At 48.9% G+C, this 26,689-nt stretch carries 19 protein-coding genes and 1 tRNA gene; 17 read left to right on the top strand and 3 right to left on the bottom strand.

Annotation, left to right across the window (positions count from 1 at the left end):
- Nucleotides 1–3: 3 nt before the first annotated feature.
- The 3 genes from BN1360_RS01580 (at nucleotide 4) to BN1360_RS01570 (ending at nucleotide 4,296) form a co-directional block, all read left to right on the top strand.
- The gene (locus BN1360_RS01580; RefSeq protein WP_068778159.1) at nucleotides 4–1,587 is read left to right on the top strand and encodes a multicopper oxidase family protein; all 1,584 of its coding nucleotides are present in this window, start codon (nucleotides 4–6) and stop codon (nucleotides 1,585–1,587) included.
- A gap of 180 nt (nucleotides 1,588–1,767) precedes the next feature.
- Complete coding sequence (locus BN1360_RS01575; protein WP_068778158.1) at nucleotides 1,768–2,925, top strand: winged helix-turn-helix domain-containing protein; 1,158 nt, start codon at nucleotides 1,768–1,770, stop codon at nucleotides 2,923–2,925.
- 60 nt (nucleotides 2,926–2,985) lie between these two features.
- Nucleotides 2,986–4,296: an MFS transporter gene (locus BN1360_RS01570; protein ID WP_068778157.1), complete on the top strand. Its 1,311-nt coding sequence runs from the start codon at nucleotides 2,986–2,988 to the stop codon at nucleotides 4,294–4,296.
- Between the two features lie 1,153 nt (nucleotides 4,297–5,449).
- Here the strand turns inward: BN1360_RS01570 and BN1360_RS01565 are convergent.
- Complete coding sequence (locus BN1360_RS01565; RefSeq protein WP_195714215.1) at nucleotides 5,450–5,614, bottom strand: hypothetical protein; 165 nt, start codon at nucleotides 5,612–5,614, stop codon at nucleotides 5,450–5,452.
- Between the two features lie 178 nt (nucleotides 5,615–5,792).
- On the opposite strand from BN1360_RS01565, the gene BN1360_RS01560 reads away from it, so the two are divergent.
- From BN1360_RS01560 to BN1360_RS01520, 8 genes are all read left to right on the top strand, one after another.
- Nucleotides 5,793–6,719 (top strand): ABC transporter permease, encoded by a 927-nt coding sequence (locus BN1360_RS01560; protein ID WP_068778185.1) that lies wholly within the window; start codon nucleotides 5,793–5,795, stop codon nucleotides 6,717–6,719.
- 17 nt (nucleotides 6,720–6,736) lie between these two features.
- Nucleotides 6,737–7,618 (top strand): carbohydrate ABC transporter permease, encoded by an 882-nt coding sequence (locus tag BN1360_RS01555; protein WP_068778156.1) that lies wholly within the window; start codon nucleotides 6,737–6,739, stop codon nucleotides 7,616–7,618.
- A 403-nt stretch (nucleotides 7,619–8,021) separates the two neighbouring features.
- Nucleotides 8,022–9,575 (top strand): extracellular solute-binding protein, encoded by a 1,554-nt coding sequence (locus tag BN1360_RS01545; RefSeq protein WP_068778154.1) that lies wholly within the window; start codon nucleotides 8,022–8,024, stop codon nucleotides 9,573–9,575.
- Between the two features lie 77 nt (nucleotides 9,576–9,652).
- Entirely contained in the window at nucleotides 9,653–10,690 is a 1,038-nt protein-coding gene (locus BN1360_RS01540; protein WP_068778153.1) for a response regulator transcription factor, read from the top strand.
- Nucleotides 10,691–10,740: 50 nt separating this feature from the next.
- The gene (locus BN1360_RS01535) at nucleotides 10,741–12,546 is read left to right on the top strand and encodes a sensor histidine kinase (RefSeq protein WP_229520742.1); all 1,806 of its coding nucleotides are present in this window, start codon (nucleotides 10,741–10,743) and stop codon (nucleotides 12,544–12,546) included.
- Complete coding sequence (locus tag BN1360_RS01530; protein WP_068778151.1) at nucleotides 12,543–13,310, top strand: SDR family NAD(P)-dependent oxidoreductase; 768 nt, start codon at nucleotides 12,543–12,545, stop codon at nucleotides 13,308–13,310. Before BN1360_RS01535 ends, BN1360_RS01530 begins: the two co-directional genes overlap by 4 nt.
- 303 nt (nucleotides 13,311–13,613) lie before the next feature.
- Nucleotides 13,614–15,920 (top strand): DUF4962 domain-containing protein, encoded by a 2,307-nt coding sequence (locus tag BN1360_RS01525; RefSeq protein WP_068778150.1) that lies wholly within the window; start codon nucleotides 13,614–13,616, stop codon nucleotides 15,918–15,920.
- A 73-nt stretch (nucleotides 15,921–15,993) separates the two neighbouring features.
- A complete protein-coding gene (locus BN1360_RS01520; protein WP_068778149.1) occupies nucleotides 15,994–16,311 on the top strand; it encodes a cupin domain-containing protein in 318 nt (105 codons plus the stop codon).
- A gap of 187 nt (nucleotides 16,312–16,498) precedes the next feature.
- Here BN1360_RS01520 and BN1360_RS01515 read toward each other — a convergent pair whose 3' ends face one another.
- Together BN1360_RS01515 and BN1360_RS01510 are read right to left on the bottom strand one after the other, a co-directional pair.
- Nucleotides 16,499–17,959, bottom strand: a complete 1,461-nt coding sequence (locus BN1360_RS01515; RefSeq protein ID WP_068778148.1) for a phospholipase D-like domain-containing protein — start codon at nucleotides 17,957–17,959, stop codon at nucleotides 16,499–16,501.
- 663 nt (nucleotides 17,960–18,622) lie between these two features.
- Nucleotides 18,623–18,696 (bottom strand) — tRNA-Arg (locus BN1360_RS01510).
- A gap of 205 nt (nucleotides 18,697–18,901) precedes the next feature.
- On the opposite strand from BN1360_RS01510, the gene BN1360_RS01505 reads away from it, so the two are divergent.
- From BN1360_RS01505 to lonB, 6 genes are all read left to right on the top strand, one after another.
- Nucleotides 18,902–19,765, top strand: coding sequence for a hypothetical protein (locus BN1360_RS01505; RefSeq protein ID WP_218652988.1), 864 nt, complete (start codon nucleotides 18,902–18,904; stop codon nucleotides 19,763–19,765).
- A 196-nt stretch (nucleotides 19,766–19,961) separates the two neighbouring features.
- The gene (gene tig, locus BN1360_RS01500) at nucleotides 19,962–21,308 is read left to right on the top strand and encodes a trigger factor (RefSeq protein ID WP_068778146.1); all 1,347 of its coding nucleotides are present in this window, start codon (nucleotides 19,962–19,964) and stop codon (nucleotides 21,306–21,308) included.
- A 283-nt stretch (nucleotides 21,309–21,591) separates the two neighbouring features.
- A complete protein-coding gene (clpP, locus tag BN1360_RS01495; RefSeq protein ID WP_068778145.1) occupies nucleotides 21,592–22,176 on the top strand; it encodes an ATP-dependent Clp endopeptidase proteolytic subunit ClpP in 585 nt (194 codons plus the stop codon).
- A 19-nt stretch (nucleotides 22,177–22,195) separates the two neighbouring features.
- Nucleotides 22,196–23,452, top strand: coding sequence for an ATP-dependent protease ATP-binding subunit ClpX (clpX, locus tag BN1360_RS01490; RefSeq protein ID WP_068778144.1), 1,257 nt, complete (start codon nucleotides 22,196–22,198; stop codon nucleotides 23,450–23,452).
- A 114-nt stretch (nucleotides 23,453–23,566) separates the two neighbouring features.
- The gene (gene ispG, locus BN1360_RS01485; protein ID WP_068778143.1) at nucleotides 23,567–24,712 is read left to right on the top strand and encodes a flavodoxin-dependent (E)-4-hydroxy-3-methylbut-2-enyl-diphosphate synthase; all 1,146 of its coding nucleotides are present in this window, start codon (nucleotides 23,567–23,569) and stop codon (nucleotides 24,710–24,712) included.
- A 234-nt stretch (nucleotides 24,713–24,946) separates the two neighbouring features.
- Nucleotides 24,947–26,668 carry an ATP-dependent protease LonB gene (gene lonB, locus BN1360_RS01480; protein ID WP_068778142.1) on the top strand — a complete coding sequence of 574 codons (1,722 nt, stop codon included), beginning with the start codon at nucleotides 24,947–24,949 and terminating at the stop codon, nucleotides 26,666–26,668.
- Nucleotides 26,669–26,689: the final 21 nt, after the last annotated feature.

Raw genomic sequence — 26,689 nt, 5'->3', positions numbered from 1 at the left:
AGGATGAAAAATAAATTGAAAATCGGGTTGGCGATTGGAGCGATCAGCATCGTGGCGGTGGGCTGTGCCAAGTTTGAGGCTACGGAAACTGCCAGCCAGCCTGTGGCCAGTCTGTCAACTTTAACTAGGGCAACGCCGGTTGTCGGCGGCAAGGAGTACACGATTACAGCAAAAGCCAGCCATCTGCAGGTGTCCGCAGACAAAACTCTGCCGGTATGGACGTTTAACAATTCTGTGCCGGGTCCACAAATCCGTGTGAAGGTCGGTGACAACGTCAAGATTAAGCTGCAGAATGAACTCGAGGAGCCCGTCTCTATTCATTGGCACGGTTATCCTGTACCGAATGGAATGGATGGAATCCCTGGGGTCACACAGGATGCAGTTGTACCGGGCAAAACCTTTACCTATGAGTTCAAGGCCACGATCCCGGGCACGTATTGGTACCACTCCCATCAGGACAGCGTTAATCAATTGGATCGAGGACTCTACGGCTCGTTCATTGTGGAGGGGCCAGACGAAGCTTACGACCGTGACTATACACTTGTACTGGATGAGTGGATGGGCGCTGACGGCATAGAGTCGGGTAGCCAACATGCAAACCACGCGAATAACGGCGGGATGGAAGGCATGGATCATGGAAGCATGGATATGGGCGATATGGAAGGCATGGATCACAGTCAAATGGATATGGGGGACATGCGTGGAATGGGGCATAACATGAGCATGTATGATCTCTATACCATCAACGGCAAGACAGGTGACGCGATTGATAAACTGACAGTCAAACAGGGCGAGAGGGTTCGAATTCGCTTGATCAATGCCGGTTATCTGACACATACGATGCATCTGCACGGCCATGAGTTTAAGATTGTCGCCTCTGATGGACAACCTGTGAACAGCCCAGCGGTGATTACCGATCAAGGAATTGCAATTGCTCCGGGTGAGAGATATGACCTTGAATTTACTGCGAACAATCCGGGGAACTGGCTGCTGGAGGAGCACGGTAATGAAGCTCGAATGTTGAATATGAGAGCGGTCATCGCTTATGAGGGCGCGGAGAATAAGCAGACAGACGCCTCTAATGCCTCAGAGGAATTGCCTCAATTCGATCTGCTTAAGTACGGTAAACAAGCGGAGACTCGCTTCTCTCTGGATCAATCCTTTGATCAGGAGGTTTTGCTGAAGTTAAATACGGAGATGAAGGATGGCGAGATGGTCTATACCATTAATGGCAAAGTATTTCCTGATACTGACCCGATCCGGGTCGATAGAGGGGAGAAGGTCAAGGTCACTTTTATCAACCAATCCTCAAAAGACGATCATCCGATGCATTTGCATGGCCACTTCTTTCAAGTGCTTAGCAAAAATGGGCAGCCGCTTGAAGGAGCTCCCGTGATCAAGGATACTTTAAATGTGAAGCCGGGCGAGAAATATGTAGTTGCCTTTGAGGCGGATAACCCAGGGGACTGGATGTTCCACTGTCATGATCTGCACCATGCTTCGGCGGGAATGATGACTGATCTGAAGTATGACGGTTATCAGAGCGGATACACACCTGATCCGAATGTAGATAATAAACCGGAATAAAGCAATATGATCTGAATGGATGGAACGCCGCTCGTGCTTGAGGTACGAGCGGTTTTTTTGTCTTTGCAGGAGGCTATAAATTCGCACTGTAGGTTGAGGGACGTTTCTTAAACGTGCTTTAATAGGAATAAGAAGAATATGAGACGATCTTGTACTGAGAAAGAAAGGAGGAGGAGCTGGATGGCCGCGCTTGAATTTGACCCTCGTGATTATTCCGTCAGCTTTCAAGTGGAGAACATTCATCTACTGGCAAAAGAGTATGCGCTGCTGCAGTTTCTGTACCGGAATCGCGGTCAGCTCTTCAGCCGGGAACAGCTGCTCGATCAGGTGTGGCCGATGGAATATCCGGGGGAACGCACCGTGGATGATCATGTATACCGGCTCCGTAAAAAACTGAAGGCATGGAGTGGAAAGGTGCAGATCCATACGGTTCGAGGGCTGGGATACCGGCTTACGCTTGAAGAATCGTCGGGACTTGCAGTCCCCTCCTTGACAGATAACGGAGTTAAGCAGCAGATTGGACAACTGCTCGACACTTATCTCAGACTGGGGCAGAGCCAATCGATGCAGGCCCTTGTCAATCAGCAGGAAATGCTTGGCGTGAGTATCGATCCCATGCACCAAATGTTCCTGAAGTTTGTACGGGCAGATCTGGACTGGTTCCTGGCGAGCGACGTTGAAGACTGTGGAAAACTATATTGGCTGTTGAATTTTTATTGTGTTTTTTACCTCGAACCGGAAAAATGCTTGGATTATTATGAACGGACCATTGATTTAGAGATATTGCCATTTGAAATGCATCGGGAGCTAAAAATACTAAATATTCTTGGCCTATATGCCAGAAACGGACGGGTCGAAGAGGATCTGCGGCGTGTGCAGGAGGCATATCGCGCTGTAGAAGAAGAAAATGGCGAACTGGATATTTTCAAAATTCATATTGCAACATCGGAGATGCAAATTCATTTGCACGCAGGCCGTATCGCCGAGGCGGAACGCTGCTCATCGCAGATTGAAGAAATGCTGGTGCAGACCCCTTATTTGCGGGAAATCGGAGCTTACTACAGCTTGAAAGGCAGATTGCTGCTCCTTCAGGATCGGCGCCAAGAGGCCGTAGCCGCCTTGGAGTACGGTCTGAAAGCGGCTGAGACCGCGCATAATATCCCGTTGCTTATCGGGGTGGTCGTAGGCATGCATCATTTTTTACAGACGACATATACGGATGCCAAACTGCTTAAGGTATTCCAAGCCCGATATGATGAATTGGGAAGGACCTATAAACTCACAGTACATAAGCGACCCATCGAGCAGATGATCGAACGGATATTGGATGCTGTCTGATATTCCTCTGATATTTCTCCGTTAGAGTGGATTTAAATCTTGATAGCGGAGGAATTATACATGTCTACAGCAACATCTGTCTCAATCGGCTCGCAGGCCTCTGTCTGGCGCAATCGCATCTTTACAAAAATGTACTCGGCTTATGCTATTTCATCCTTTGGCGACTGGTTTGATGCCTTTGCCATTGAGATTCTGGTCGCATTCCGCTGGCGCGCTGATCCGCTCATGATCGCTCTGATCCCGGTAATGCTCGCGCTTCCTGGAATTCTGTTCGGTTCATTTGCCGGCGTCATCGCTGACCGGTGGAAGAAGGTTAATCTCATGATGCTGGCCGATGCAGCCGAGGCGCTGCTTACCATATCGCTGCTCTTTGCCCCCGGTATGTACTGGCTGCTGCCTTTGCTTGCACTTCGGGCCACCATGGGAGTGTTCCGTGTTCCTGCGCATCAGGCGTTAACGCGACAGGTTGTCAGAGAGGATCAACTGCTCAAGGCGACTTCGTACAATGGGCTTGTCAATCAATTCTCCAAAATTATCGGCCCGCTTCTTGGGGCGGTAGCCTTGACGGTGATCTCACCGCAATTATGCATTCTGGTGAATGCTGTGACGCGCTTAGTCTCTTGTATGCTGCTGTTCACATTGCGGCATATCGACCAAAACGATCAGGCCGAGAAGTACGAGAAAGCTGAAAAAACAGGGTCTAATGAAGGGGATAAGCCAGGATTTATCTCATTATGGAAGCAGGGTTGGGCGGCGATCGTTAAGACCCGGGCTCTTTATAGCAGCTTTATTGTGAATCTGCTTATCATGCTGATCATTCTGATGGTTGATTTTCAATTTCCAACATTGTACCGGGAGATTGCTCCCTATAACGAATCCCTGCTGGGCTGGGTGCTGGCAGCTACCGGAGTTGGAGCGTTTATTACCATTTTACTGCTGAACCGACTTGGCAAAGTGAGCTATGGGCTTGGCATCGGAGGAGGGGCTGCACTGATCGGGGGTGCCCTTGGAAGCATGGGACTGCTGACCGCAGGCTCGCAGGAGATATGGAGTATTATACTGGGTTTTGTAATTGGTATCGGCAACGGGCTTTGTATCGTAACTTATAATTATCTGCTGCAGAAGGAAACACCTGAGGGCAAGACCGGCCGGATTTTTGGCATTCAAAACATGTCCACCAGCACACTGATGATCGGTGCGCCTTTAATCGGCGGTTTATTGATTCGCAACATGGGAGTCAGCAGTGTGTTTTTCTGGTTAGGGCTGGTGATCCTCCTCATCGGCATTATAAGTTTGGCTATGCGGCGGGTTTTGTGGCCAGTAGAGCTTCAGTCCGTCCAGCGGCAGGAGATAGGCGAGGTATCCGGTTAACCGGGGTTCAAAGAGGATGAATCGCTCTGAATAAAGCCTGCTTCAAGAGGAATCAGCCTGGTCATTCAATGTTTAACGGAAATGCGGATTGTTGCTCGGTCCGTTAACAGCGGCCATTGAATCTGACGAAACTACAGAACGCTATCTCGTCAGTAACAGTATGAACTTGAATTTATCATAATCTCGGATCGCTGTGCAGAATGTTTTTCGCCAAAACCAGTGGCAATTTGAATCTAACGAAAACTACAGAACGCTATCTCGTCAGTAACAGCAGAAGCCTGAATTTACTATAACCTCAGATCGCCACGCAGAATGTTATTCCGTCAAAACCAGTGTCAATTGAATCTGACGAAACTACAGAACGCTATTTCGTCAGTAACAGCAACAATTTGAAATTACCATAACCGCAGATCGCCATGCAGAATGTTATTCCGTCAAAACAGCGGCAATGGATTCTAACGAAACTACAGAACGCTATTTCCCTCAAAACAGCAGCAATCTAGATCTAACGAAACTACAGATTGTTATTTAAGAGAAATCCCGTCTCAAACCCCCAATTTGACCTAAATAACGATCCCCAGTTTCGTTAAAATTTTTTGGGGCCCAATTTAGGGGAAATAGCGATATAGTGTTTCGTTAGAGTAGTGTTTCGGCTGGATTTGCCAATGATTCACCAATGATTCACCAGTGATCCATCAATGATCAACCTCTCTGCGCTACAAGGCCAATCGGTCTTGCAGCGTTTTTCCGTCAGTAACGTTAACATAGCCGTAGATTGCTGTGCAGAATGAAAACCAGCGGTAATGGATTCTAACGAAACTACAGAACGCTACTTCCCTCAAAACAGCAGCAATCTAGATCTAACGAAACTACAGAACGCTATCTCGTTAGTAACAGCAGCAATTTGAAATTACCATAACCGCAGATCGCCATGCAGAATGTTATTCCGTCAAAACCAGCGACAATATGAATCTAACGAAACTACAGAACGCTATTTCCCTCAAAACAGCAGCAATCTAGATCTAACGAAACTACAGAGCGTTATTTAAGAGAAATCCCGTCTCAAACCCCCAATTTGACCTAAATAACGATCCCCAGTTTCGTTAAATTTTTTATCGGCTCCATTTAGGGAGAATAGAGATATGGTGTTTCGTTAGAGTCGTGTTTCGGCTGGATTTGCCAATGATTCACCAATGATCCACCAATGATCAACCTCTCTGCGCTGCAGGGCCAATCGGTCCTGCGGCGTTTTTCTTTCCGCACCGCGCGCAGCTCCCAGCGCGCGGTGCTTCGCAGCATGACGGCGTCGGTTGACCACATGCTATGAACAACGATTGGGCGTGCAAAAAAACACCTTAAAAAATCACCAGACCACAGCATATGACACCATGCAGTGTCGCCCTTCTCGGCAGTACTATTAAGGAAAGCCAGAAAGGAGGCAAAGAAGACTAGTGATGCATAACAAAATGGACACAGCGGCAAGATTGCCCGCGGGCATGGCGCCCAGACCAGGCAAGGAAGGCAGCACATGGCGCTTGATATGGAAGTATAAGGCGCTTTATCTGATTTCCATTCCCAGCATCCTTTATTTTCTGATCTTCAAATATATTCCGCTGGGCGGCTCAATCATTGCATTCCAGGAATATAACATTTTCAAAGGCTTCGGCGGCAGCGAGTGGGTGGGGTTTGCTCATTTTGCCGAAATGTTCAGGCATTATGATTTTTTGCGGATTTTAAAAAATACGGTGCTGATCGGGTTATATGATCTCGTTTTTGCTTTTCCCGCACCGATTATTTTGGCGCTCCTGCTTAATGAACTGCGGCTGGTGATGTTCAAACGAGTGGTACAAACCGTGGTATATATGCCGCATTTTCTCTCTTGGGTAGTCATCGCCGGTATGTCAGTAGCGATTTTATCGCCGGCAACGGGAATTTTAAATCAGCTGCTGGGCTGGTTTGGTCTCGATCCTCTATATTTTCTCGGAGACAATAAATATATCCGCGGCGTCCTTATCGGATCCGGAGTTTGGCGCGATACCGGCTATGGCACCATTCTATATTTAGCAGCCTTGGCGGGGATCAATCCGGAACTGTATGAAGCAGCGCAGATCGACGGGGCCAACCGCTGGAAGCAAACGCTAAGAATTACCCTGCCAGCACTGCTGCCGACAATCATGATTTTATTTTTGCTTCATATCGGGAAATTTCTCGACTTCGGGTTTGAACGGGTATGGGTGTTCCTGAATGCGCTGAATACCGAAAGTGGGGAAATTCTGGATACTTATATTTACCGGGCGGGGCTTCTATCGCAGCAGTATAGCTATACGACAGCAGTGGGCATTTTCAAGTCGCTTGTGGGACTGACGCTGGTAATGACCGGGAACTTCTTCAGCCGGAAAACGACGGGCGAGAGCCTGTATTGATAGGGAGGGAGAACAGAATGCATCCGAAATTGTCAACAAGCTATAAACTATTCAATATATTGAATATCCTGTTCTTGACCCTGATCGGGCTGATGATGTTTCTGCCGTTTCTGAATGTCCTCGCCCAGTCGTTCAGCTCATCCAGCGCCATTACCGAGGGGAAGGTCAGCTTCTGGCCAATAGAGTTCACCCTGATCAATTACGATTATGTATTCAATGATGCCTCAATCTGGCGGGCGTTTGGAGTATCGGTGTTCGTGACTATAGTTGGTACGATGATCAATCTGATCGCCACAGCGACGCTGGCTTATCCGGTATCGCGGCAGGAATATGTGGGCCGAAGGGTGATTGTACTCATGGTCCTGGTGACGATGATATTCAGCGCACCGTTGATTCCGAACTTCCTGCTAATCAAAAATCTACATTTAATGAATACGCCATGGGCATTAATTCTTCCCGGCGCGATCAGCGCCTTTAACTTCTTCGTCATGCATTCTTTCTTCAAGCAGCTGCCGCCGGAAATTATCGACTCCGCACGAATCGACGGCTGCGGCGAGCTGGGCATCATGATCCGCATGGTGACGCCGTTGTCCAAGCCGGTGATGGCTTCGCTTGGCATCTTCTATGCGGTCAGCCATTGGAATGCTTATATGGGGGCGCTCTACTATATTGATCAGCCCAAATGGTGGCCGCTGCAGGTCAAGCTGAAGCGGATGTTCGAGACGGATGACATCAGCATTGATCCGGGAGCCTCGCAATTCAGCGACCTGGCCCATACCTCGCCTGAGGGAATCAAGATGGCCACGATCATTATCGCGACGCTGCCGATCATTATGATCTACCCATTTTTGCAAAGGCATTTTGTGAAAGGGCTTACAATAGGAGCGGTAAAAGCATGATTTGTGCTGGACTTTATAAACTCTCATTTTCTATAATCTTAAAAAATGACAGGTAAACATGAAGTAGCAACCTCACGCTTGCTAGAATTTTAAGGATACAATTTTCTTACAAAATGAAGCTACCCGCAAATGTAAATTCAATTATCGGGAAAGAGGGGATCGGTTTGAAGAAGTGGGCAAGCTTGATGTTAACCTGTTTGTTCGCCATCAGCTTATTGGCAGGATGCGGGGGGAAAGAGGAAGCGAAGGAGCAGGCTCCGGGAACTGCCGAGCAGCAGGGCGAATCGGGGGAAGCGGTGACGAAATTCTCAATATCGCTGCGGACGCTTAATTTCGGGTATGTGGAGCAATCGCCGGACATCAATGCGGATAAATGGGTGAAACGGCTGGAGGAGCTAACCANATGTTAACCTGTTTGTTCGCCATCAGCTTATTGGCAGGATGCGGGGGGAAAGAGGAAGCGAAGGAGCAGGCTCCGGGAACTGCCGAGCAGCAGGGCGAATCGGGGGAAGCGGTGACGAAATTCTCAATATCGCTGCGGACGCTTAATTTCGGGTATGTGGAGCAATCGCCGGACATCAATGCGGATAAATGGGTGAAACGGCTGGAGGAGCTAACCAATACCGATATGGACATCCGCCTCGTGCCGCATAAGGAATATGAGCAGAAGATGGCGCAGATGTTCGCCACCAATGATATTCCGGACGTAGTGCAGGGTGGGGGCGGCACGACCGGGAAAGAAATGGCCGGCTCTGTGGAGGCGGGGGTTTTTATGCCGCTGGACGATCTTCTGAAGGAGTACGGTCCGAATCTGCTTAAGAAAATTCCGCAAGAAGCATGGAATCGGATGAGCTATCAAGGTAAAATCTATGGTATCCCGGAGTGGCTGGGCAACCCTTCCCGCCGCGCTACATGGATCCGTAAGGATCTGCTCGACAAGACGGGATTGCCTGTACCCGAGACGGTGGACGATTATTTGAATGTAATGCGCGCCTTCAAGGATTTGGGGGTGGAAAATCCGTATATGGGACGGCAGGATTTCAAATATGCCGATACGTTTTTCGGAGCTTATGATGTGTTTCCGTATCTGAGTCAGTTTGAGGAGGTAGATGGCAAGATACAGCCGAAATTCCTCGACGCAGACAATATGATGAAAGCGCTATCTACTTATAAAACGATGTTTGACGAAGGGCTGATCAATAAGGAGTTCGCCACCATTAATCCGACGACATTCAAGAATACGATCCTGGCCGGTAAAGCGGGCATTTGGTCCATGAATGCCAATGAGCTGATCCAGTGGCAGACGCAGCTGAAGGAGAGTGTGCCGGAGGCCGAGCTTGCCATCATCGCTTCTCCGGTCGGACCGGACGGCAAGGGCGGATATTATCTTTATGGCGATGTGGCCCGCTCCTACTTTATTAACGCGAAATATGAGCATCCGGAGAAGATTATTCAGTTCTTCAATTGGATGGTATCCGATGAAGCCGAGCAGTTCTTCACCTTCGGAGTTGAAGGGGAAGATTACACGATGGATGGAGACAAAATTAATTATAAACAGCCCACCGATGTTCAGGCCGTTGACGAAGAGCGTTATCGCCAGGCATTTCTGTGGATGGTCCAAGATACAACCTACAATAAAGGCTCATTAAGCCTGACGGAGGAAGGCAGAAATCTGATGAGCGTGTTCGACAACACGCTGGCTAATGAGGGCCGGGACGGAATTGAATTCGATCCGCGGCTAGAAGCGTTAAAGAAGAATCCGGATATTACACCGCTATCCGATACACCTCCGCCATTGCTCATTACCCATATGGTGAAGATGGTGTACGGCCAGGAGCCGATCGAGAATTGGCCTAAAGTTATTGAGGAATGGAAGTCCAAAGGGGGAAATGACGTCCTTAAGGAAGCGAATGACCGTTATCAGTCCAAAGAAGGTGTATTCCTGCCGAGAAAGTAGACGTGAATCGCCTCGCAGACGGTTATCTGGCTAACTGCTAAGCAAAATCCGAAATCGAAAGGAGCTGCTACTTAAGCATGTACCGAATTCTGATTGTGGACGATGAACCTATGATTCTAAAAGGGTTGACGGTATTTTTGCAGCAGTCCGGGATAGATATCGCTTCGATCCGCCAGGCCGCGAACGGTGAGGAGGCGCTTGCCGCGATTCAGGAGGAGCTCCCCGATTTTGTGTTTACCGATATCCGGATGCCGGTGATGGATGGTCTGGCATTGTGCGCACAGATTGAGGAGATGAATGTACCGATTCAGACGGTGGTCATCTCGGGTTACGGTGATTTTACGTATGCGCAGACCTGCATCAGTTACGGGGTCAAGGAATATTTGCTTAAACCAATCAGTAAGCGAGATTTGCAGGATACGCTGCGCAAGCTTGTACAGCGAGCGGAAGCCGCCAAGACCGCTTCTTCGTATCTGTCTGTTGCCAAAGCCGATGAATGGATCCAGGAGATGGAGCAAGCGGTTTATTATTTGAACCAGGAACGAGTGGAGGAGCTTCTGCGAATCCGGGAACAGGAAATGGGCTCCTATCAATGGCCGGATGCGGAGCGGACCAAGATGCTGGCAGAGCTCCACGCCCTGCTGGAGAAGAAATTAAAGGCCCGGGATGTAAACATTCTGCTGCCTCCGTTCAAACCTGAGCAAGGTATGTTGTTCCCCACGGCCTATCGCTATTTTGTCGATGGAATCCGGGAAACCGTATGCTTTTTACAGAAACGGCGGAAGGGGAAGCTAAAAGACCCGATTGAAGAAGTGAAGAAATACATCGAGCAAAATCTGGGCAGTGAAATATCCCTGGAGGAGGCTGCCGAGCTGCTTGGGCTTCATCCGAATTATTTCAGCGTCATGTTCAAACAGATGACCGGCGAGACCTTCGTACAGTACCGGACAAAACGGCGAATGGAGCATGCCAAGCGAATGCTGGGCGAAGAGCGGTATCGAATTACGGATATTTCCTATGCGGTTGGGTATGCCGATCACTCCAACTTCACCAAGACCTTCAAAAAATACGAAGGCATCTCACCTTCGGAATATCGTCAGAAGCTGGGAATCTGATGCCGCGTTTTTTTCGCAGAAGCATATCCAACCGTATTTTCGGTTATTTCATGATTCTGATCGTTGTCTCTTTATCGGTGGTCGGCACCATTACCTATTTCCAATCCTCCAAGCTTCTGGATCGTCAGCTCGAACGGTATCTGTCACAAATGATCACTCATGCGGCCTATCACACGGACCTATATTTGCAGACGTTTGATAATGCCAGCAAGACGATTCTATCGAGCAGCGATGTCCTGAAGTTCATGGAGATGGACCCGGACGATGGCTATCAATATTACGAGCTGTCGCAGAAAATCCAGAGCGAAGTTTTCGATTCGGCTTTTATAGTGTACCCGCAGATCGAGCTGATCTATATCATTAATCAGGATGGCAAAGCGATCACAACCAAAGATATGATCCAGAGCGAAGTGAAGGATTATATATCCTATTATGAGTTGATAGAACAAAGTCTCCCGGAAAATGGCATGGGAGCGCTTATTAATTCGGCGTCAGTTGCCCCGGAGGATGAGCAGTATATTACCTTTGTGCGGCGGGTACGCGGCATCGTATCGCATAAGCCGAGGGGAATCCTCGGCATGAAGCTGAATACGCGGGAGATCTCCAAGCTGTGGGGCCAGATGGATCTGGGGGAGCAAGGTTATTCCTTCATTATTGATGCGAAGGGGAACTTCGTTGACAAACCACATCAGGTAGAGGCCGATGAATATATGGACGAAGTGATTAAACAAAGACTGTTGGCGGGAGAGGATACCTTTACCGAGCGGATTGGCGGACAGAATCGGATGTACGTCTCGCAGCAGCTGCAGGCCGCCGATTGGCGTATGGTCATATCCGTACCGGTCAGCGAACTGCGCCAGCCGATTATGAATATTCGCTATACGACCGTTATTGCCGGGGCGGTCACCCTGCTCGTTGCGCTTTGGATCGCCGGTCGATTTGGCAAGTCGCTGGTGCAGCCGCTGAGGAAGCTGGTACGAAATATGCGTCTGATGGAAAAGGGGGAATGGCAAACGATCGATCCAGGCGATCGTGAGGATGAATTCGGTTATTTGATTCACAACTATAACAAAATGCTGACCCGGCTGTCGGATATGATCGAGCAGGTCTATGAAGCCGAGCTGAAATCCCAGAAAGCTGAGCTGAGCGTGCAGCGGATCGCCTTGGAGCAGCATAAGGCGGAATTCCAGGCGCTGCAGCTGCAAATTAATCCCCATTTTCTCTACAACACGCTGGAAACGATTAAATGCTATGCGGTAGTACAGGACTCCGAGGAGATTATGGAGATGGTCGAGGCCATGGCGTCGATGCTGCGTTATGCCATTCAGACGAGTCTGACGGAGATCACGGTCGTTGATGAGCTGAAGCATGTGCTGAATTATATGAAAATTTTACAGTATCGCACGCAGAGGCAATTTGAGCTGGAGGTAGATATACCGCCCCATCTGCTGCTTCATAAAATGGTGCGCCTCACCTTACAGCCGTTGATCGAAAATGTGTTTCAGCACGCTTTCCCGAACGGAATTCAAAAACATCACTTCATCGGGATTCGCGGATATACGGAAGGAGATCGCTTCATCCTGGCCGTAGCTGATAACGGGGTAGGGATATCCGTGGATCAGCTGCATGCGGTCAGGGAGAAGCTGCGCTTGAACCAGTTGGCCGAAGCTGATTCGCAGACGACGTATCATCAAGGCGGACTGGGGCTGATGAATGTGCATCGCCGGATTCAGATGGTATATGGGGAGACGTATGGCTTATCAATCGATAGTCTCATAGGTCAGGGAACGAAGATTATAATGTCGCTGCCATCGGATGGCAGCATCGTCTGCAGATATGAGGAGGGTACGGGATGATGATTCAGTTGCAAGGGAAAATCGCTTTGGTCACCGGCGCAAGTGCCGGAATCGGACGGCAGATAGCTGAGACGCTGGCCGCGTCGGGAGCGGCTGTTGCTGTGCATTATCGCAAGGGCAAAGAGGAGGCCGAGGCCGCAGCCGCGAGCATTATTCAGGCCGGCGGCCGCGCGGTGGCATGTTATGCCGATTTGACAAAGCTAGAGGATATGACCTCTTTGGTTCATGAGGCACAGGAGCGGCTTGGCGGAACGGTAGATATTCTAGTAAACAATGCCGGAGATTTGATCAAGCGCATATTAAATGGCGAGATGACCGAGGAGCATTATAGCCGCGTCATGGATGTGAATTTCAAGTCCTGCGTGTTCATGAGCAAGCTTGTGATTTCAGGGATGCAGGCCAAGGGCGCAGGGAAAATCATTCATTTGACCTCGGTAGCAGCGCATGACGGGGGTGGTCCCGGAGCCTCGATCTATGCAGCGAGTAAAGCTGCGGTCATGGCTTATGCCAAAGGCCTGGCTAAAGAGCTTGCTCCGCACGGCATTCAAGTGAATTGTATCTCGCCGGGATTTATCGGACGGACGGCGTTTCATGCTACGCATACCTCCGATCAGGGGAGAGAGGCAACCGTGGCGAAAATTCCGCTTGGCCGGGAAGGAGCGCCTCAGGATGTGGCGAATGCAGCCTTGTATCTGGCTTCATCCCTATCCGATTATCTGACAGGAGAGACGATCGAGGTTAATGGTGGATTATTTATGCGCTAGCTGTTGAACTCATTTGTACGGATGAAGGCAGCCAGGTGAAATGTTCTCGCGATCGCTGTCTGTTACAGATTTTCTTTATGAAGTATTTGCATCCAATAAGGCAGAAATCCGTTCACAAAGGCGAAGCCCGCTTCGCTTCGAAGCAGCTTTCTTACAGCAAGCTTGCTGCTTCTTCTGAATCACTTCACCTGGGATCAATCTCCAAAGTGGTTCTTCTTTTGAAGATTGTACCCGCTTGCCTATTTTCGCTCTGCCAGCAGTTCAACATATATCAATAATAAGAGGATGGAGGCATGCTTTCTGATGAGCACCACGAATGCGTTGTACCAGCCTTTAAGTGGAGATTTGACGGTTCAATACCAGCCCGACGAAGAGACGGAAATCTATGAGAATCCGCCGCGGTTCACCTGGATTCCCGCCAAGCTGGAAGAGGATAGATATATGCTGGAGATTTCCGCGGCTCCGGATTTTAGCCAGGAGCACACTCGCTCGTATGGACCGGTTTCCTATAATTTTTTCACCCCTGATGCAGCGCTATCGCCGGGGAATTATTATTGGCGTTATGCGCTGATAGAGAGCACGGGCGAGCGGTCTGACTGGAGCCAGGTACGGAGGTTTATGGTTCCTGTCGGGCTGCCGGAGACCCCTCTGGCTTCACGGGTCGACCGATATGTACAGGCTCAGACTGCACATCCTAGGTTATGGCTTCAGGCTCATCAGCTGGAAGCTTTTCGTGAAAGGATAGAGCATAACGCAGCGGACGCTGGCTGGTCTGAGTTTTACGAACGGTCCGTGTTGCCCTGGGTCAGCCGGGATTTAATCGCGGAGCCGAAGCCATATCCGGGCAATCAGCGGACGGCTGCGCTGTGGCGTCAGAGCTATCTAGATTGCCAGGAGGTTCTGTATGCGATTCGGCATTTGAGTATTGCTGCTGTCGTGCTGAAGGACGAAGAACTATTTGATCAGGCTAAACGCTGGCTGCTGCATGCCGCTTCTTGGGATCCCGATGGCCCAACCAGCCGCGATTATAACGATGAGGCTGCCTTCCGCATCGCCGGTGCGCTTGCCTGGGGGTATGACTGGCTCTTTGAAGAGCTGTCGGAGGATGAGCGGGGACTTGTGCGGAATCAACTCCTGCGCCGCGCCCGTCAGGTTGCTGTACATGTGATAGAACGCTCCAAAATCCATCATGTGCCTTATGACAGCCACGCTGTCCGCTCTCTTTCGTCGGTGCTGATTCCTTGCTGCATCGCTTTATTGGATGATGAGCCCGAGGTGAGGAAGTGGCTCGATTATACGGTAGAGTATTACTATACGCTGTTCTCTCCTTGGGGAGGAAAAGATGGCGGTTGGGCCGAAGGCCCGCATTATTGGACTACAGGCATGGCTTATCTGACTGAAGCGCTCGATTTGCTGAGAAACTTTACCGGGCTGGACGTATTCCGGCGGCCCTTTTTTCAGCGTACGGGAGATTTTCCGCTATACTGCTACAGCCCCGTCACATCGACCCGTGCTTCATTCGGTGATAATTCTTCGCTGGGGGACGGCTTCATCAAGAAAGCGGGCTATAACATGCGCCAGTATGCGGGGGTGACCGGCAACGGTTGGTATCAATGGTATTATGAACAGCTCAAGGATCGGAACCCGGAAGCGGATAAAATGTTTTATAACTATGGTTGGTGGGATTTCCACTTCGACGAGCTGTTGTATCGCTATAACTATCCGATAGTTCAAGCGGTAGAGCCTGAGGGGATTGAGCCGGTCAAATGGTTCCGAGATATCGGCTGGGTAGCGCTACATCATCGGATGCATAATCCTGAGGAGCAAATCACGCTGATTGCCAAGAGCAGTCGTTACGGCTCTGTTAGCCATAGCCACGGTGATCAAGGGGCATTCCTGCTGCATGCCTTCGGCGAGCCGCTGGCGATAGAGAGCGGGTATTATATTGCTTTTAACAGCTCGATGCATGTGAAGTGGCGCAGACAGACGCATTCCAAGAACGCCATCCTGATCGATAATCAAGGCCAGTTTGCAGATATGAATAAGCCGCTGAATATTGCTGCCCGGGGCGAAGTGGAGGACGCCTTTCACCACAAAGACTATTGCTATGTGCGGATGAATCCGACACCAGCTTATCTTGAGCACGTACCCTATTTAAAACAATATAAAAGGGAAATTTATTTTGTGCAGAACGCTTATTTCGTGATCGTCGATTCGATAGATTTGGAGCAGCCAGGACGTGTAGAGTGGCTCTTTCACACGCTCTATGAGATGGAGCTGAAGGGTCAGGCATTTCATGTTCATGGGTGCAAGGCGGATATGGAGGGCCGCTTTGTGTTCAGCTCTGCAGGGGATTTAACCTTGACCCAGTCTGACGAGTTTACAGGTGTTGATTCGGCGGAAATTGAAGGGCTTGCCAGACACTGGCATTTGCGTGCCGAGACGCCGCCTGCGGCCGCGCACCGGATCGCTACATTGCTTGTACCGAAGCGGCATAGTGAACGCGGAAAATATGTGTCCTACTTTATGGATGACCAAGGCTTCAGCTACAATCTTTATTTTACGGATCAGGGGCGGACGCAGAAAATAGAGATCGGCAAGGCTTTTTGATAGGAATGGTTAAAAACAGGCTGAAATTATTGTCCTAGGTCCAAGGAATTACGCATGGAGAGGAGGAGCGGAGATGAGCAATATTGGAAAATGGGAGAATGCCGAGCCTGGTGTCACACGCAAAATTATGCAGCCCGGTGCTGCATTGATGATGATGGAGGTTCATTTCGAAGCGGGGGCAGAAGGATATGAGCATGCGCATCCGCATGAGCAGATGTCCTACTGCCTGAAGGGCAAGGTTGAGTTTACGATTGATGGAGAGAAGAGGGTTATTGCGGCCGGGGAAACCATGGTTATTCCGGGTGGAGCCAGACATGGCGCCAAAGCCTTGGAGCCAAGCGCGCTGCTGGACTGCTTTACACCAGTACGGGAGGATTTAGTCAGAAGGTAGCAGGTTCCAGGGTAGAAAGCGGTATATCTATCGTGTCATGCTTGAAGTTGCTTAGCCGTCGTCTTGTCATATGACAGCCATCAACCGAGACGACATTCACCAAATAAAAAATTCGTTAGCCTGCACAGAGGTAATATGTATAGAAATATGAATAGAAGAGGGGGCGCCTGCCCCCTTGTTTTATTTTTTATAGTAAAAACTTATACAGCCAAGATATTTTCTGCAGCGGGTAGGAGATCCATTTTTTGTACCACGGGATGTCTCTTGGGGGGATTTGCGAGCTATCGGAATAGCCATTCTTTTTGTCGTATACCACAGAAGCGGTTTGGTAAGCACTCATATGATCTTCAAGCCGGTCATGGAACTGACGACCGTGAACCACCAGCATGACCTCGGTATTAATATAGGTGCTTCTTAGATCCAGATTGTAGGAGCCGACCAAGGATAGATCGTCATCAATTAAATAGGATTTTCCGTGTAAGGAATGATCGCCTTGATATTCATAGATTTGATCAAAGGTATCTGCCAGAGCCGTCCGTGAGGCCAGGTAACTGGAATAAGCAAGCACATTTGGTGAAGAAGCCTGTGAGTTCGTGAGCAGACTGAATTGCTCAATTTTATTTCCAACCTGCCTCAAGGTATTTTCCATGGTCCGATTCAAGACGGTGTAAGGGCTTTGGATAGTCACTTTATGATCGGCGTTCAGGATTAGTTCACTGAGTTGATACCATAGAAGGGGTTCTTTTTTCAGCGTATAGCTTGGATTGTGGATGAAGCTGATTTTTGCTGTAGGTACGGTGATCTTCTCCGCATTAATATGCTCGGATACAAGATAAGGTTTGTTCTCGATGAAATGCTGATAAGTTTCAACCAATCTCTCCGTCTGCAGCTGTCCAGCAGCGGTTTGCACCGCTGATAATTTGCCGTAAGTATGCTTAGAGGTGTTCAGGCCCCATATTTTCCCAAAATACAGTTTTACCCGTGGAATGACGCTTTGAGCTGAATCAGATGTTCCGGCAGCCGTGTTGTAGACCAGTACGTCCCGATCCAGACTGTATGACTTGTTGTATCCTTCCATCTCAAAGTATTTGTCTCCGATATTCCGTCCGCCAAGCAACACAAACGTATCATCCACGATGATGTATTTGTCATGCAGCCTCCCATTGAAGGTCCATGGTTTAAGCAATTGCACGGGATTATAAAATTTCAACTCAACATTTGGATTCTGCACCAATGCATAGGCCGTTGTTTTCGCTTGGCTTGTCAGGTGATGGGCAACTCCGTCAATCAGAAAGCGGACTTTAACTCCACGGTTCGCAGCATCAAGCAGAGCGCCGAAGAAGACTTGGGTGCTGTCGCCCCAATGGGTGGAGTAATACGATACATCTAGGCTGCTTTGAGCGGCATGAATCAGGCCAACACGCGCTTCCAGCCCGGCCTCTCCCATCTCCATAATTCCTGCTCTGTCCACTGAAGGGGCTTCAGAGCCGTAAAAGGATGCTGAATCAAAGCTGTCCTTAAACTGTTGGTTTACTTCAGGGAAAAAAGCATAAGGTATGAGGCCGAATGCGACTATATAGAGCAAGTACAGCGTCAGACCGACCAGTCCGTATTTTAGCGTCCGTCGCTGCCATGTTTTCTTTTTCATAGTAACCTGCCTTTCTTAATTACGATCTTCCCGGTCGGGAAATACAGTTTCTTACCCCCCCTAGTGGAGTTGAGATAGCTTTGCCCTCCAACATAGCTTTGAATCAGGGGACTGACTTGTCACGGACATCCGTGATGTTAATATGCAAAAAAACAGTCGTTATTTTAAGTGTTACCTGATCCTTTTCAATGCTGAAAACCACTGCCGAAAAGGGTGTTTTATCAGATAACATGCGGCTATGTGTGGCCTGTGAAAATTCATAACGATCAAAAATACCATTCCAGGGGCCGCTGTAACCATTACAACCCTTTGCATTACATGCACCGCTAATTTAATTTTCCGAAGTCTATTCGGTAATCTCTTCTATAGAGCAAAGCGCCCCTTAAGGCGATGATCTCATTCGTAATGGACGCCAGTTGAAAAGTTTCTGTTCAGCATAAATGACGATAGGGTGTTTTGTTAGAGGCGGTTTGCCTGGTTTTAGTTATACTTCAGATTGCAAGCGGCTATTCGTGTCGCGCGTCGATAGATCAATAGAGAGTTAACGCAAATGTGGCTGGTGGCTCGTACTCTTACTATTAGAATCGCTTGGGCTATGTAGATGGGGTTCTCATCGCAAAGAACGCAAAAAAGTCCAGTTCATTGAACTGGACTTCTTCTATACGTCCCAGAAGGGATTCGAACCCCTGACCGACGGCTTAGAAGGCCGTTGCTCTATCCTGCTGAGCTACTGGGACAAAACAAAGCAAGCAAAAAGTATCATAACATATCGAGGGCGAGTTAGGCAACAATAGATTTTAGGCGGATTTTGAGGCTAATTTTTTGCCCTGTACAAAGTCTATGCTATAATTTCAAATAAATTGCTTCGGAAGAAAGGGGGCTGCTGCTATTAACAACTTACGGCCCGATGAAAAGGATAATGTGTTTCTATTCCCGAAAACTTTGGATTATTACCAAATTGAACTGACCAGGATGCTGGAACGGGAACAATACAAAGAGGCAGCAGGCCTTCTGCGTTTTTTACTGCAGTGTCAAGGAATGGAACAGAGGAACTATGATGAGTGGCAGGCTTTGCTGGACTGGCTGATCAGCGCTTTTCCAGGATTGCAGGAAGAATCATTGGAGGCTGAGGAGGCCGGCTTCTCCGACCAGGCCGAAGAGGACATGGCCAGACAGCATGTTCAGGCCAAAGCGGCCGAGGACAAGCAGTATGCTGCCAAGCTGCTTCAGACCGTAACAGGCCAGCCGTTGTCGGAACAGACCTTCTTAGCGCTGGATCAACTCTCTTATCTGGAGTCGTCCGAAGTGGATGAAGTTCTCGTTCAATGGCTTGGACGCCAGAAGCTGCATCCCTTGCTGCAATATAGAGTGCTGCAAACACTTCGACGCAGAGGCAAGACCGGGCACGTTGCATTCCTGCGCACAGGAGAGCGGGTTGAGATCGATGTGGAATCCGTGCCGTTAAGACCGGAGGATTTTCCGTCATCGATTCAGAGCATTTTGGAGCGGGTTGGCAACCAGACCCAGGTTCATGACCCCACGCTTTTTTATTTCGCCCAGGAGCTGTGGTTCCAGTTCGTAATGGCTATTTACGGGACTTTGGATTATCGTTCCATGCTGGCCGAAGAGGATGATATGATCGATATTTGGGCCGCCGCTTTGCATCAGATCGTATCGGATACCCTGCCGGGCGGTCAGGATGATGAGGAGATTCGTGCTTTATATGGGATCACGGATCATTTAAGGCTGCGCTTTGAACAGGCGTATCGTTCGATGCGCCAGTTTGCAAGTTTCGGGTTGAAATAAGCCAAGTTGATTGGGGTGCGGTGGCGATCCTTTCCAGGCTTTTGCAGGCTCTTGTAAAAAGATACATTGTTGTTTATAATGGAATGGTTATTCTGAACGTGGAATAAGGACAGCTATACTGGAACCTTGATAGCTGCTTTATCGCGATTCGGTTTCAGTACTTTAGTATATATGAATTTTGGAGGGGAAGGCATAAATGAAAGCAACTTGGGAGAAAATAGAAAAAAACCTCGGCGTTCTCGAGGTTGAAGTTGAGGCAGAACGCGTAGCCTCTGCATTGGATAAAGCTTTTCAAAAAGTAGTGAAGAAGATCAACGTACCTGGATTCCGTAAAGGTAAAGTGCCTCGGTCGATCTTTGAAGCTCGTTTTGGTGTAGAAAGCTTGTACCAAGATGCAATCGATATTTTACTTCCAGAAGTGTACACAGAAGCGATCGATGAAACAAACATTTTCCCGGTGGATCGTCCAGAAGTAGACGTAGAGCAATTTGAAAAGGGACAACCTTTCAAGTTCAAAGCAAAAGTAACGGTTAAACCTGAAGTTACTCTTGGCGATTACAAGGGAGTCGAAGTAGCAGCGATCAACATTGAAGTTAGTGAAGAAGAGCTGAACGAAGAGCTTACTCGTATGCAGGAACGTCATGCTGAATTGGTTGTTATCGATGAAGAAGCAGCACAAAATGGCGACGTTACAGTTATCGACTTTGAAGGTACCGTTGATGGAGTTCCTTTCGAAGGCGGCAAAGGCGAGCGCTATTCGCTTGAGCTTGGAAGCAACTCGTTCATTCCTGGCTTTGAAGACCAAGTTGTTGGTATGGCAACTGGCGACTTCAAGGATGTAACGGTTACTTTCCCTGAGACTTACCATGCAGAAGAGCTTGCTGGTAAGGAAGCAGTATTCAAAGTGAAATTGCATGAAATCAAACGTAAACAACTGCCTGAGCTTGACGATGAATTCGCTAAGGACGTTAGTGAATTTGATACGCTTGACGAGTACAAGGAAGATTTGAAGAAGCAAATCGCCGCTCGTAAAGAGAACGAAGGCAAGGCAGCTCGTGAATCAGCTGTTGTAGAAGCTGTTGGAGCTAACGCTGAGGTTGAGATTCCTGAAGCTATGGTTCAAACAGAAGTACAAAACATGGTTCGCGACTTCGACAACCGTCTTCGCGCTCAAGGTATGAACCTTGACCTGTTCTTGAACTTCTCCGGCCAAACGATCGAAGACCTGCAAGGACAAATGAAAGCTGACGCTGAGAAGCGCGTTCGCAACAATCTCGTTCTTGAGCAAATCGCTAAGGCTGAGAAGATTGAAGCAACTGAAGAAGAAATCACTAAGGAGCTTGCGGACATGTCCGATGCATACAAACGCTCCCCAGAAGAAATCCGCAACATTCTTGCAGCAAACGGTGCTTTGAACAGCTTGAACGAAGAGGTGCTCTTGCGCAAGACGATCGAATTCCTGCTTGCTAACAGCAAGGAAGTTCCTGCTGAGAAACTGGCTGCAAAGTCAGAAGCTAAAGAAGAAGCGGCGCAAGAAAACTAAGGCGAATATCGATTCCCTTGGGCATCCAGATAACGGCGATCCTTCGTCGTAACATAACAGCGCAACCTTTAAATGTTAAGGCACGTATATTAAATGCGTGCCTTAATTTTTCACCTTTTTGTAATACATTTATTTCCAGTTGCTTTTAGACGAGCTCCAGGGTATATATTCCCTTTCAGAGGTCATAAACTGTATCGTGTGAAAAATGACATAGACCTTTGAACGTGATAAAATACTTGATGAGAGCAGCAAAGAAAATTGAAAAAGAAATGAGGTTGGTCGCATGAGTCTGGTTCCAATGGTCGTTGAACAAACAAATCGGGGTGAACGGTCTTACGATATTTACTCAAGACTGCTCAAGGATCGCATCATTTTTCTCAGCAGCGCGATAGATGATGAAGTTGCCAATCTCGTGATTGCCCAATTGCTGTTTTTGACAGCGGAAGATCCTGAGAAGGACATCCATCTGTACATTAACTCGCCCGGTGGGTCAGTTACGGCCGGAATGGGTATATATGATACAATGCAATATATCAAGCCTGACGTCTCCACGATCTGTGTGGGAATGGCTGCAAGCATGGGTTCATTGTTGCTTACGGCAGGCGCGCCTGGCAAGCGCTTTGCGCTGCCGAACAGCGAGGTAATGATTCATCAGCCGCTTGGAGGAGTTCGAGGTCAAGCCACTGATATCAAAATACATGCTGACTGGATTATTAAGACCAGAGAGAAGTTGAATCAGATCTATGTAGATCGTACGGGTCAACCCCTGGACAAAATTCAGCGCGACACGGACCGCGATTTCTTCATGAGCGCGGAAGAAGCGAAGGCTTACGGGATTATTGATAAGGTGATTTATCAAGCCCATTAAACGTTAAAGGGGTGTTTACATGTTTAAATTCAACGATGAGAAAGGGCAGTTGAAATGTTCTTTCTGCGGCAAATCGCAGGATCAGGTTCGTAAGCTCGTTGCCGGACCTGGCGTTTATATATGTGATGAATGTATTGAACTCTGCACGGAGATCGTTGAGGAAGAATTGGGACATGAAGAGGAATTGGACCTCAAAGAGATCCCAAAACCAAGAGAAATTCGTGAAATCCTTGATCAGTATGTAATCGGTCAAGAGCAAGCGAAGAAATCTCTATCGGTAGCGGTATACAATCACTACAAGCGTGTTAACACGCAAAGCAAGATTGAAGATGTAGAGCTGCAGAAGAGTAACATTCTGCTTCTCGGACCTACAGGTTCCGGTAAAACTTTGCTTGCACAGACCATGGCCAAAATTTTGAACGTTCCGTTTGCCATTGCAGACGCTACTTCATTGACTGAAGCCGGTTATGTTGGTGAAGATGTAGAGAATATTCTGCTCAAGCTGATCCAGGCTGCTGATTATGATGTGGAGAAGGCAGAACGCGGAATTATTTATATCGATGAGATCGATAAAGTAGCGCGCAAATCCGAGAATCCATCGATCACTCGCGATGTATCCGGGGAAGGTGTGCAGCAAGCGCTCTTGAAAATTCTTGAGGGCACGGTTGCTTCTGTTCCGCCGCAAGGTGGACGCAAGCATCCGCATCAGGAATTCATCCAGATTGATACCACGAATATCCTGTTTATTTGCGGCGGGGCCTTCGATGGTCTTGAGCAAATGATCAAACGCCGGATTGGCAAGAAGGTTATCGGTTTTAATGCGGCTAGTGAAGGTCAAAAGGACCTGAAGCCGGGCGAATATTTGTCCATGGTATTGCCTGAGGACCTGCTTAAATTCGGGTTGATTCCAGAGTTTGTCGGCCGTTTACCGGTTATTTCAACTTTGGAGCCGCTCGATGAGAGCTCTTTGGTTCGCATCCTTTCCGAGCCGAAGAATGCCCTTGTGAAGCAGTATCAGAAGCTGCTGGAGCTAGACAACGTGAATCTGAGTTTCGAACCGAAGGCTCTGGAAGCGATCGCGCGTGAAGCCATTAAGCGCAATACCGGTGCGCGCGGACTGCGGGCAATCATTGAAGGCATCATGCTGGACGTGATGTATGAGGTTCCGTCGAGAGATGATGTTGAGGATTGCGTTATTACTGAGCAGGTCGTAGAAGAGAAGACGATTCCTGAACTCGGAGCGAAGAAGAACAAGAAGCAAGAAGAGAGTGCATAATCAGAATAATATAGCGCCTACGCGCTGCTAAATAAAAGTCAATTCCTCCACCTTTGTAATTCGGGCGCGTCCCTTAACAGGGGTGGAGCTTTGACGTTATGGGAGAGACGTGAAATGACATTCTTGAGACAAGATACACGTCCGGTCAAAGTAGGCAATTTGACGATCGGCGGTAGCGACGAAGTAATCATTCAGAGTATGTGCACAACCAAGACGGCCGATGTTGCTGCAACGGTAGCCGAGATTCTCCGTCTCGAGGAAGCTGGCTGCCAAATGGTGCGCGTAACCGTTAATAATGAGGAAGCGGCGGCTGCCATCAAGGAGATCAAGAAGCAGATTCATATTCCTCTGGTTGCTGATATTCATTTCAATTACAAGCTTGCGCTTCAAGCTATAGAGAACGGAATTGATAAGGTTCGTATTAATCCCGGCAATATCGGGCGACGCGAGAAGGTTGAAGCGGTTGTAAATGCCTGTAAGGAGAAGGGGATCCCCATTCGTATCGGCGTAAATGCCGGATCGCTGGAGCAGCATTTGCTTGATAAGTATGGCTATCCGACACCAGAGGCTATGGTGGAGAGTGCGCTGTATCATATTGGAATTCTGGAGGAGCTGGATTTCCACGACATCATCGTATCCTTGAAGGCTTCGGATGTGCCTATGGCGATTGAGGCTTATACGAAGGCGGCTGAAGTCATTCCGTATCCACTGCATCTGGGGATCACAGAAGCGGGTACCTTGTTCGCAGGGACCGTAAAAAGTGCAGCCGGGATCGGCGCTTTGCTCTCGCGGGGAATCGGATCGACGATGCGGATTTCGCTTAGTGCGGACCCGGTGGAAGAAGTCAAGGTAGCCCGTGAGCTACTGAAGTCGTTTGGTCTTATTGCCAATGCGCCTACACTTGTGTCCTGCCCAACCTGCGGACGACTGGATATTGACTTGTTCAGTATTGCTAACGAAGTGGAAGAATATCTCTCGAACCTGAAGGTGCCTATTAAGGTGTCGGTGCTGGGTTGTGCGGTCAATGGTCCGGGTGAAGCTCGGGAGGCGGATATCGGGATCGCCGGAGCGCGCGGGGAAGGTCTGCTGTTCCGTTACGGGGAGATGGTTCGCAAGGTTCCAGAGGCGGAATTAGTCACCGAGTTGAAAAAGGAGATCGACCATATCGCTAAAGTGTTTGAAGAGACAGGGGAGATTCCTGGACGCAAGGAACATCAGGCGAAGATCGCAGCTAAAATGAAAGAAAACGCCGGTGTATAAAATTAAATAAAGTCGCTGATTAGCCGTAAGCTGCAGGATTGCAGCTTACGGTTTTTGCTTTTAGTGACATTTTAAAGCTGATCTGCGTTTTATGACTGAGCGAAAGGGCAATACTACCCTTATAATGTAAGTTCAGCAAGTCCGGTTTCAGCTGCCGAGAAGGTCGGCTGAATCTTGAGAATGACTTATTGAACTACCTCATGTATCAGTCGAAGTGTGGGAGGCTTACGAATTATGGAACTAAGTGTCATTCTGATGTCCGTGCAAATGTTTTTTGCGGTAGTGATCGGGCTATACTTCTGGAATCAGCTGCGCAGCCAGAAGGGCAATCGCAGTGCGGTTGACCGCGAGTCGCGGAAAGAGATGGAGAAGCTGCGCAAGCTGCGGGCGATTTCGTTGACAAAGCCGCTGGCTGAACGGACAAGGCCTGCTTCATTAGGTGATATTGTCGGTCAGAAGGATGGGCTTCGCGCGCTGAAAGCGGCGCTGTGCAGTGCGAATCCGCAGCATGTGATTATCTACGGGCCGCCTGGAGTTGGCAAGACGGCTGCGGCTCGCGTTGTGATGGAAGAGGCCAAGAAGAATCCTGTCTCTCCCTTCAAAGTGGATGCTAAGTTTTTTGAAATTGATGCGACTATCGCCCGGTTTGATGAACGTGGCATTGCTGATCCGCTGATCGGTTCGGTTCATGATCCGATCTACCAGGGAGCCGGCGCTATGGGAGTAGCTGGGATTCCCCAGCCTAAGCCGGGAGCAGTGACAAAGGCGCATGGCGGAATTTTGTTCATAGACGAGATTGGTGAATTACATTCGATGCAGATGAATAAACTGCTAAAAGTACTAGAGGATCGCAAGGTGTATTTAGAGAGCGCCTATTACAGCTCTGAGGATTCGAATACACCCGCTTATATCCATGATATTTTTCAAAATGGGCTGCCTGCGGATTTCAGGCTGGTTGGAGCAACGACCCGTTCACCGCAAGAGATCCCGCCAGCGCTTAGATCCCGTTGTATGGAAATTTATTTCCGTCCGCTTCTCCCTGAGGAGATTGCGCAAATAGCTGACGATGCGATCAAGCGAATCGGCTTCCAGCCTTGTCCTGAGGCAGTTGAGGTAATTACGAAATACGCGACGAACGGGCGCGAAGCGGTGAATATGGTACAGCTGGCGGTGGGACTGGCGTTGACGGAGAAGCGGGATCATTTGCTGGCCTCTGACTTAGAGTGGGTGGCAACCAGCAGCCAGCTATCGCCAAGACCCGAACGGAAGATTCCAACCCGCTCCGAGGTAGGGGTTGTAAATGGTCTGGCTGTTTACGGGCCAAACCAGGGCACTCTGCTGGAGATAGAGGCGACCGCAATACCGGTGGAGAAAGGGCAAGGCAACTTCACGATCACAGGGGTTGTGGATGAAGAGGAGCTTGGCGGCGGAAGCCGAACACTGCGCCGCAAGAGCATGGCCAAAGGCTCGGTCGAGAATGTCCTGACGGTTATGAAACGAATCGGCCTTGATATTAGCAAGTATGATATTCATATCAACTTCCCCGGAGGAACACCGATCGATGGTCCATCTGCAGGGCTTGCTATTGCCACGGCTGTCGCTTCGGCCATCAAATCGATCCCGGTCGATCATCGGATTGCGATGACCGGGGAACTGGGGATCTACGGCAACGCCAAGCCGGTTGGCGGTGTGGTGGCCAAGGTAGAGGCTGCTTTCCAGGCAGGTGCAACGACCGTTCTGATTCCGAAAGAAAATTGGCAGTCTTTATTTGAAGGTTTGGATGGGCTGAGAGTCATACCAGTTGAATCAATTAACGAGGTGTTCCAGCATGTATTCGGGCCAGAAATGCAGAAGGATCTGGGGCTTATATCCGAGGAAGAGGAGATCTTCGCTCCTGTACCAACGCCAGCTCCATTCCTTCATGCCGAGTCGCCTTCTTCGAACACTTCCATGTAAATGAGTTTATGCGACACTCCT

It is taken from the genome of Paenibacillus sp. GM2 (assembly GCF_900069005.2).
In the GTDB taxonomy this organism is placed as follows: Bacteria; Bacillota; Bacilli; order Paenibacillales; family Paenibacillaceae; genus Fontibacillus.
The sequence above is the reverse complement of the archived record's forward strand: the minus strand, read 5'-3'. Positions and strand labels throughout refer to the sequence as shown.

Coding starts and splice junctions, on each gene's coding strand:
- BN1360_RS01575 (WP_068778158.1), top strand. CDS start 1,768: ATGGCCGCGCTTGAATTTGACCCTCGTGATTATTCCGTCAGCTTTCAA.
- BN1360_RS01530 (WP_068778151.1), top strand. CDS start 12,543: ATGATGATTCAGTTGCAAGGGAAAATCGCTTTGGTCACCGGCGCAAGT.
- BN1360_RS01560 (WP_068778185.1), top strand. CDS start 5,793: ATGGCGCCCAGACCAGGCAAGGAAGGCAGCACATGGCGCTTGATATGG.
- BN1360_RS01520 (WP_068778149.1), top strand. CDS start 15,994: ATGAGCAATATTGGAAAATGGGAGAATGCCGAGCCTGGTGTCACACGC.
- clpP (WP_068778145.1), top strand. CDS start 21,592: ATGAGTCTGGTTCCAATGGTCGTTGAACAAACAAATCGGGGTGAACGG.
- BN1360_RS01570 (WP_068778157.1), top strand. CDS start 2,986: ATGTCTACAGCAACATCTGTCTCAATCGGCTCGCAGGCCTCTGTCTGG.
- BN1360_RS01555 (WP_068778156.1), top strand. CDS start 6,737: ATGCATCCGAAATTGTCAACAAGCTATAAACTATTCAATATATTGAAT.
- lonB (WP_068778142.1), top strand. CDS start 24,947: ATGGAACTAAGTGTCATTCTGATGTCCGTGCAAATGTTTTTTGCGGTA.
- BN1360_RS01515 (WP_068778148.1), bottom strand. CDS start 17,959: ATGAAAAAGAAAACATGGCAGCGACGGACGCTAAAATACGGACTGGTC.
- BN1360_RS01545 (WP_068778154.1), top strand. CDS start 8,022: ATGTTAACCTGTTTGTTCGCCATCAGCTTATTGGCAGGATGCGGGGGG.
- tig (WP_068778146.1), top strand. CDS start 19,962: ATGAAAGCAACTTGGGAGAAAATAGAAAAAAACCTCGGCGTTCTCGAG.
- BN1360_RS01580 (WP_068778159.1), top strand. CDS start 4: ATGAAAAATAAATTGAAAATCGGGTTGGCGATTGGAGCGATCAGCATC.
- clpX (WP_068778144.1), top strand. CDS start 22,196: ATGTTTAAATTCAACGATGAGAAAGGGCAGTTGAAATGTTCTTTCTGC.
- BN1360_RS01535 (WP_229520742.1), top strand. CDS start 10,741: ATGATTCTGATCGTTGTCTCTTTATCGGTGGTCGGCACCATTACCTAT.
- BN1360_RS01525 (WP_068778150.1), top strand. CDS start 13,614: ATGAGCACCACGAATGCGTTGTACCAGCCTTTAAGTGGAGATTTGACG.
- ispG (WP_068778143.1), top strand. CDS start 23,567: ATGACATTCTTGAGACAAGATACACGTCCGGTCAAAGTAGGCAATTTG.
- BN1360_RS01540 (WP_068778153.1), top strand. CDS start 9,653: ATGTACCGAATTCTGATTGTGGACGATGAACCTATGATTCTAAAAGGG.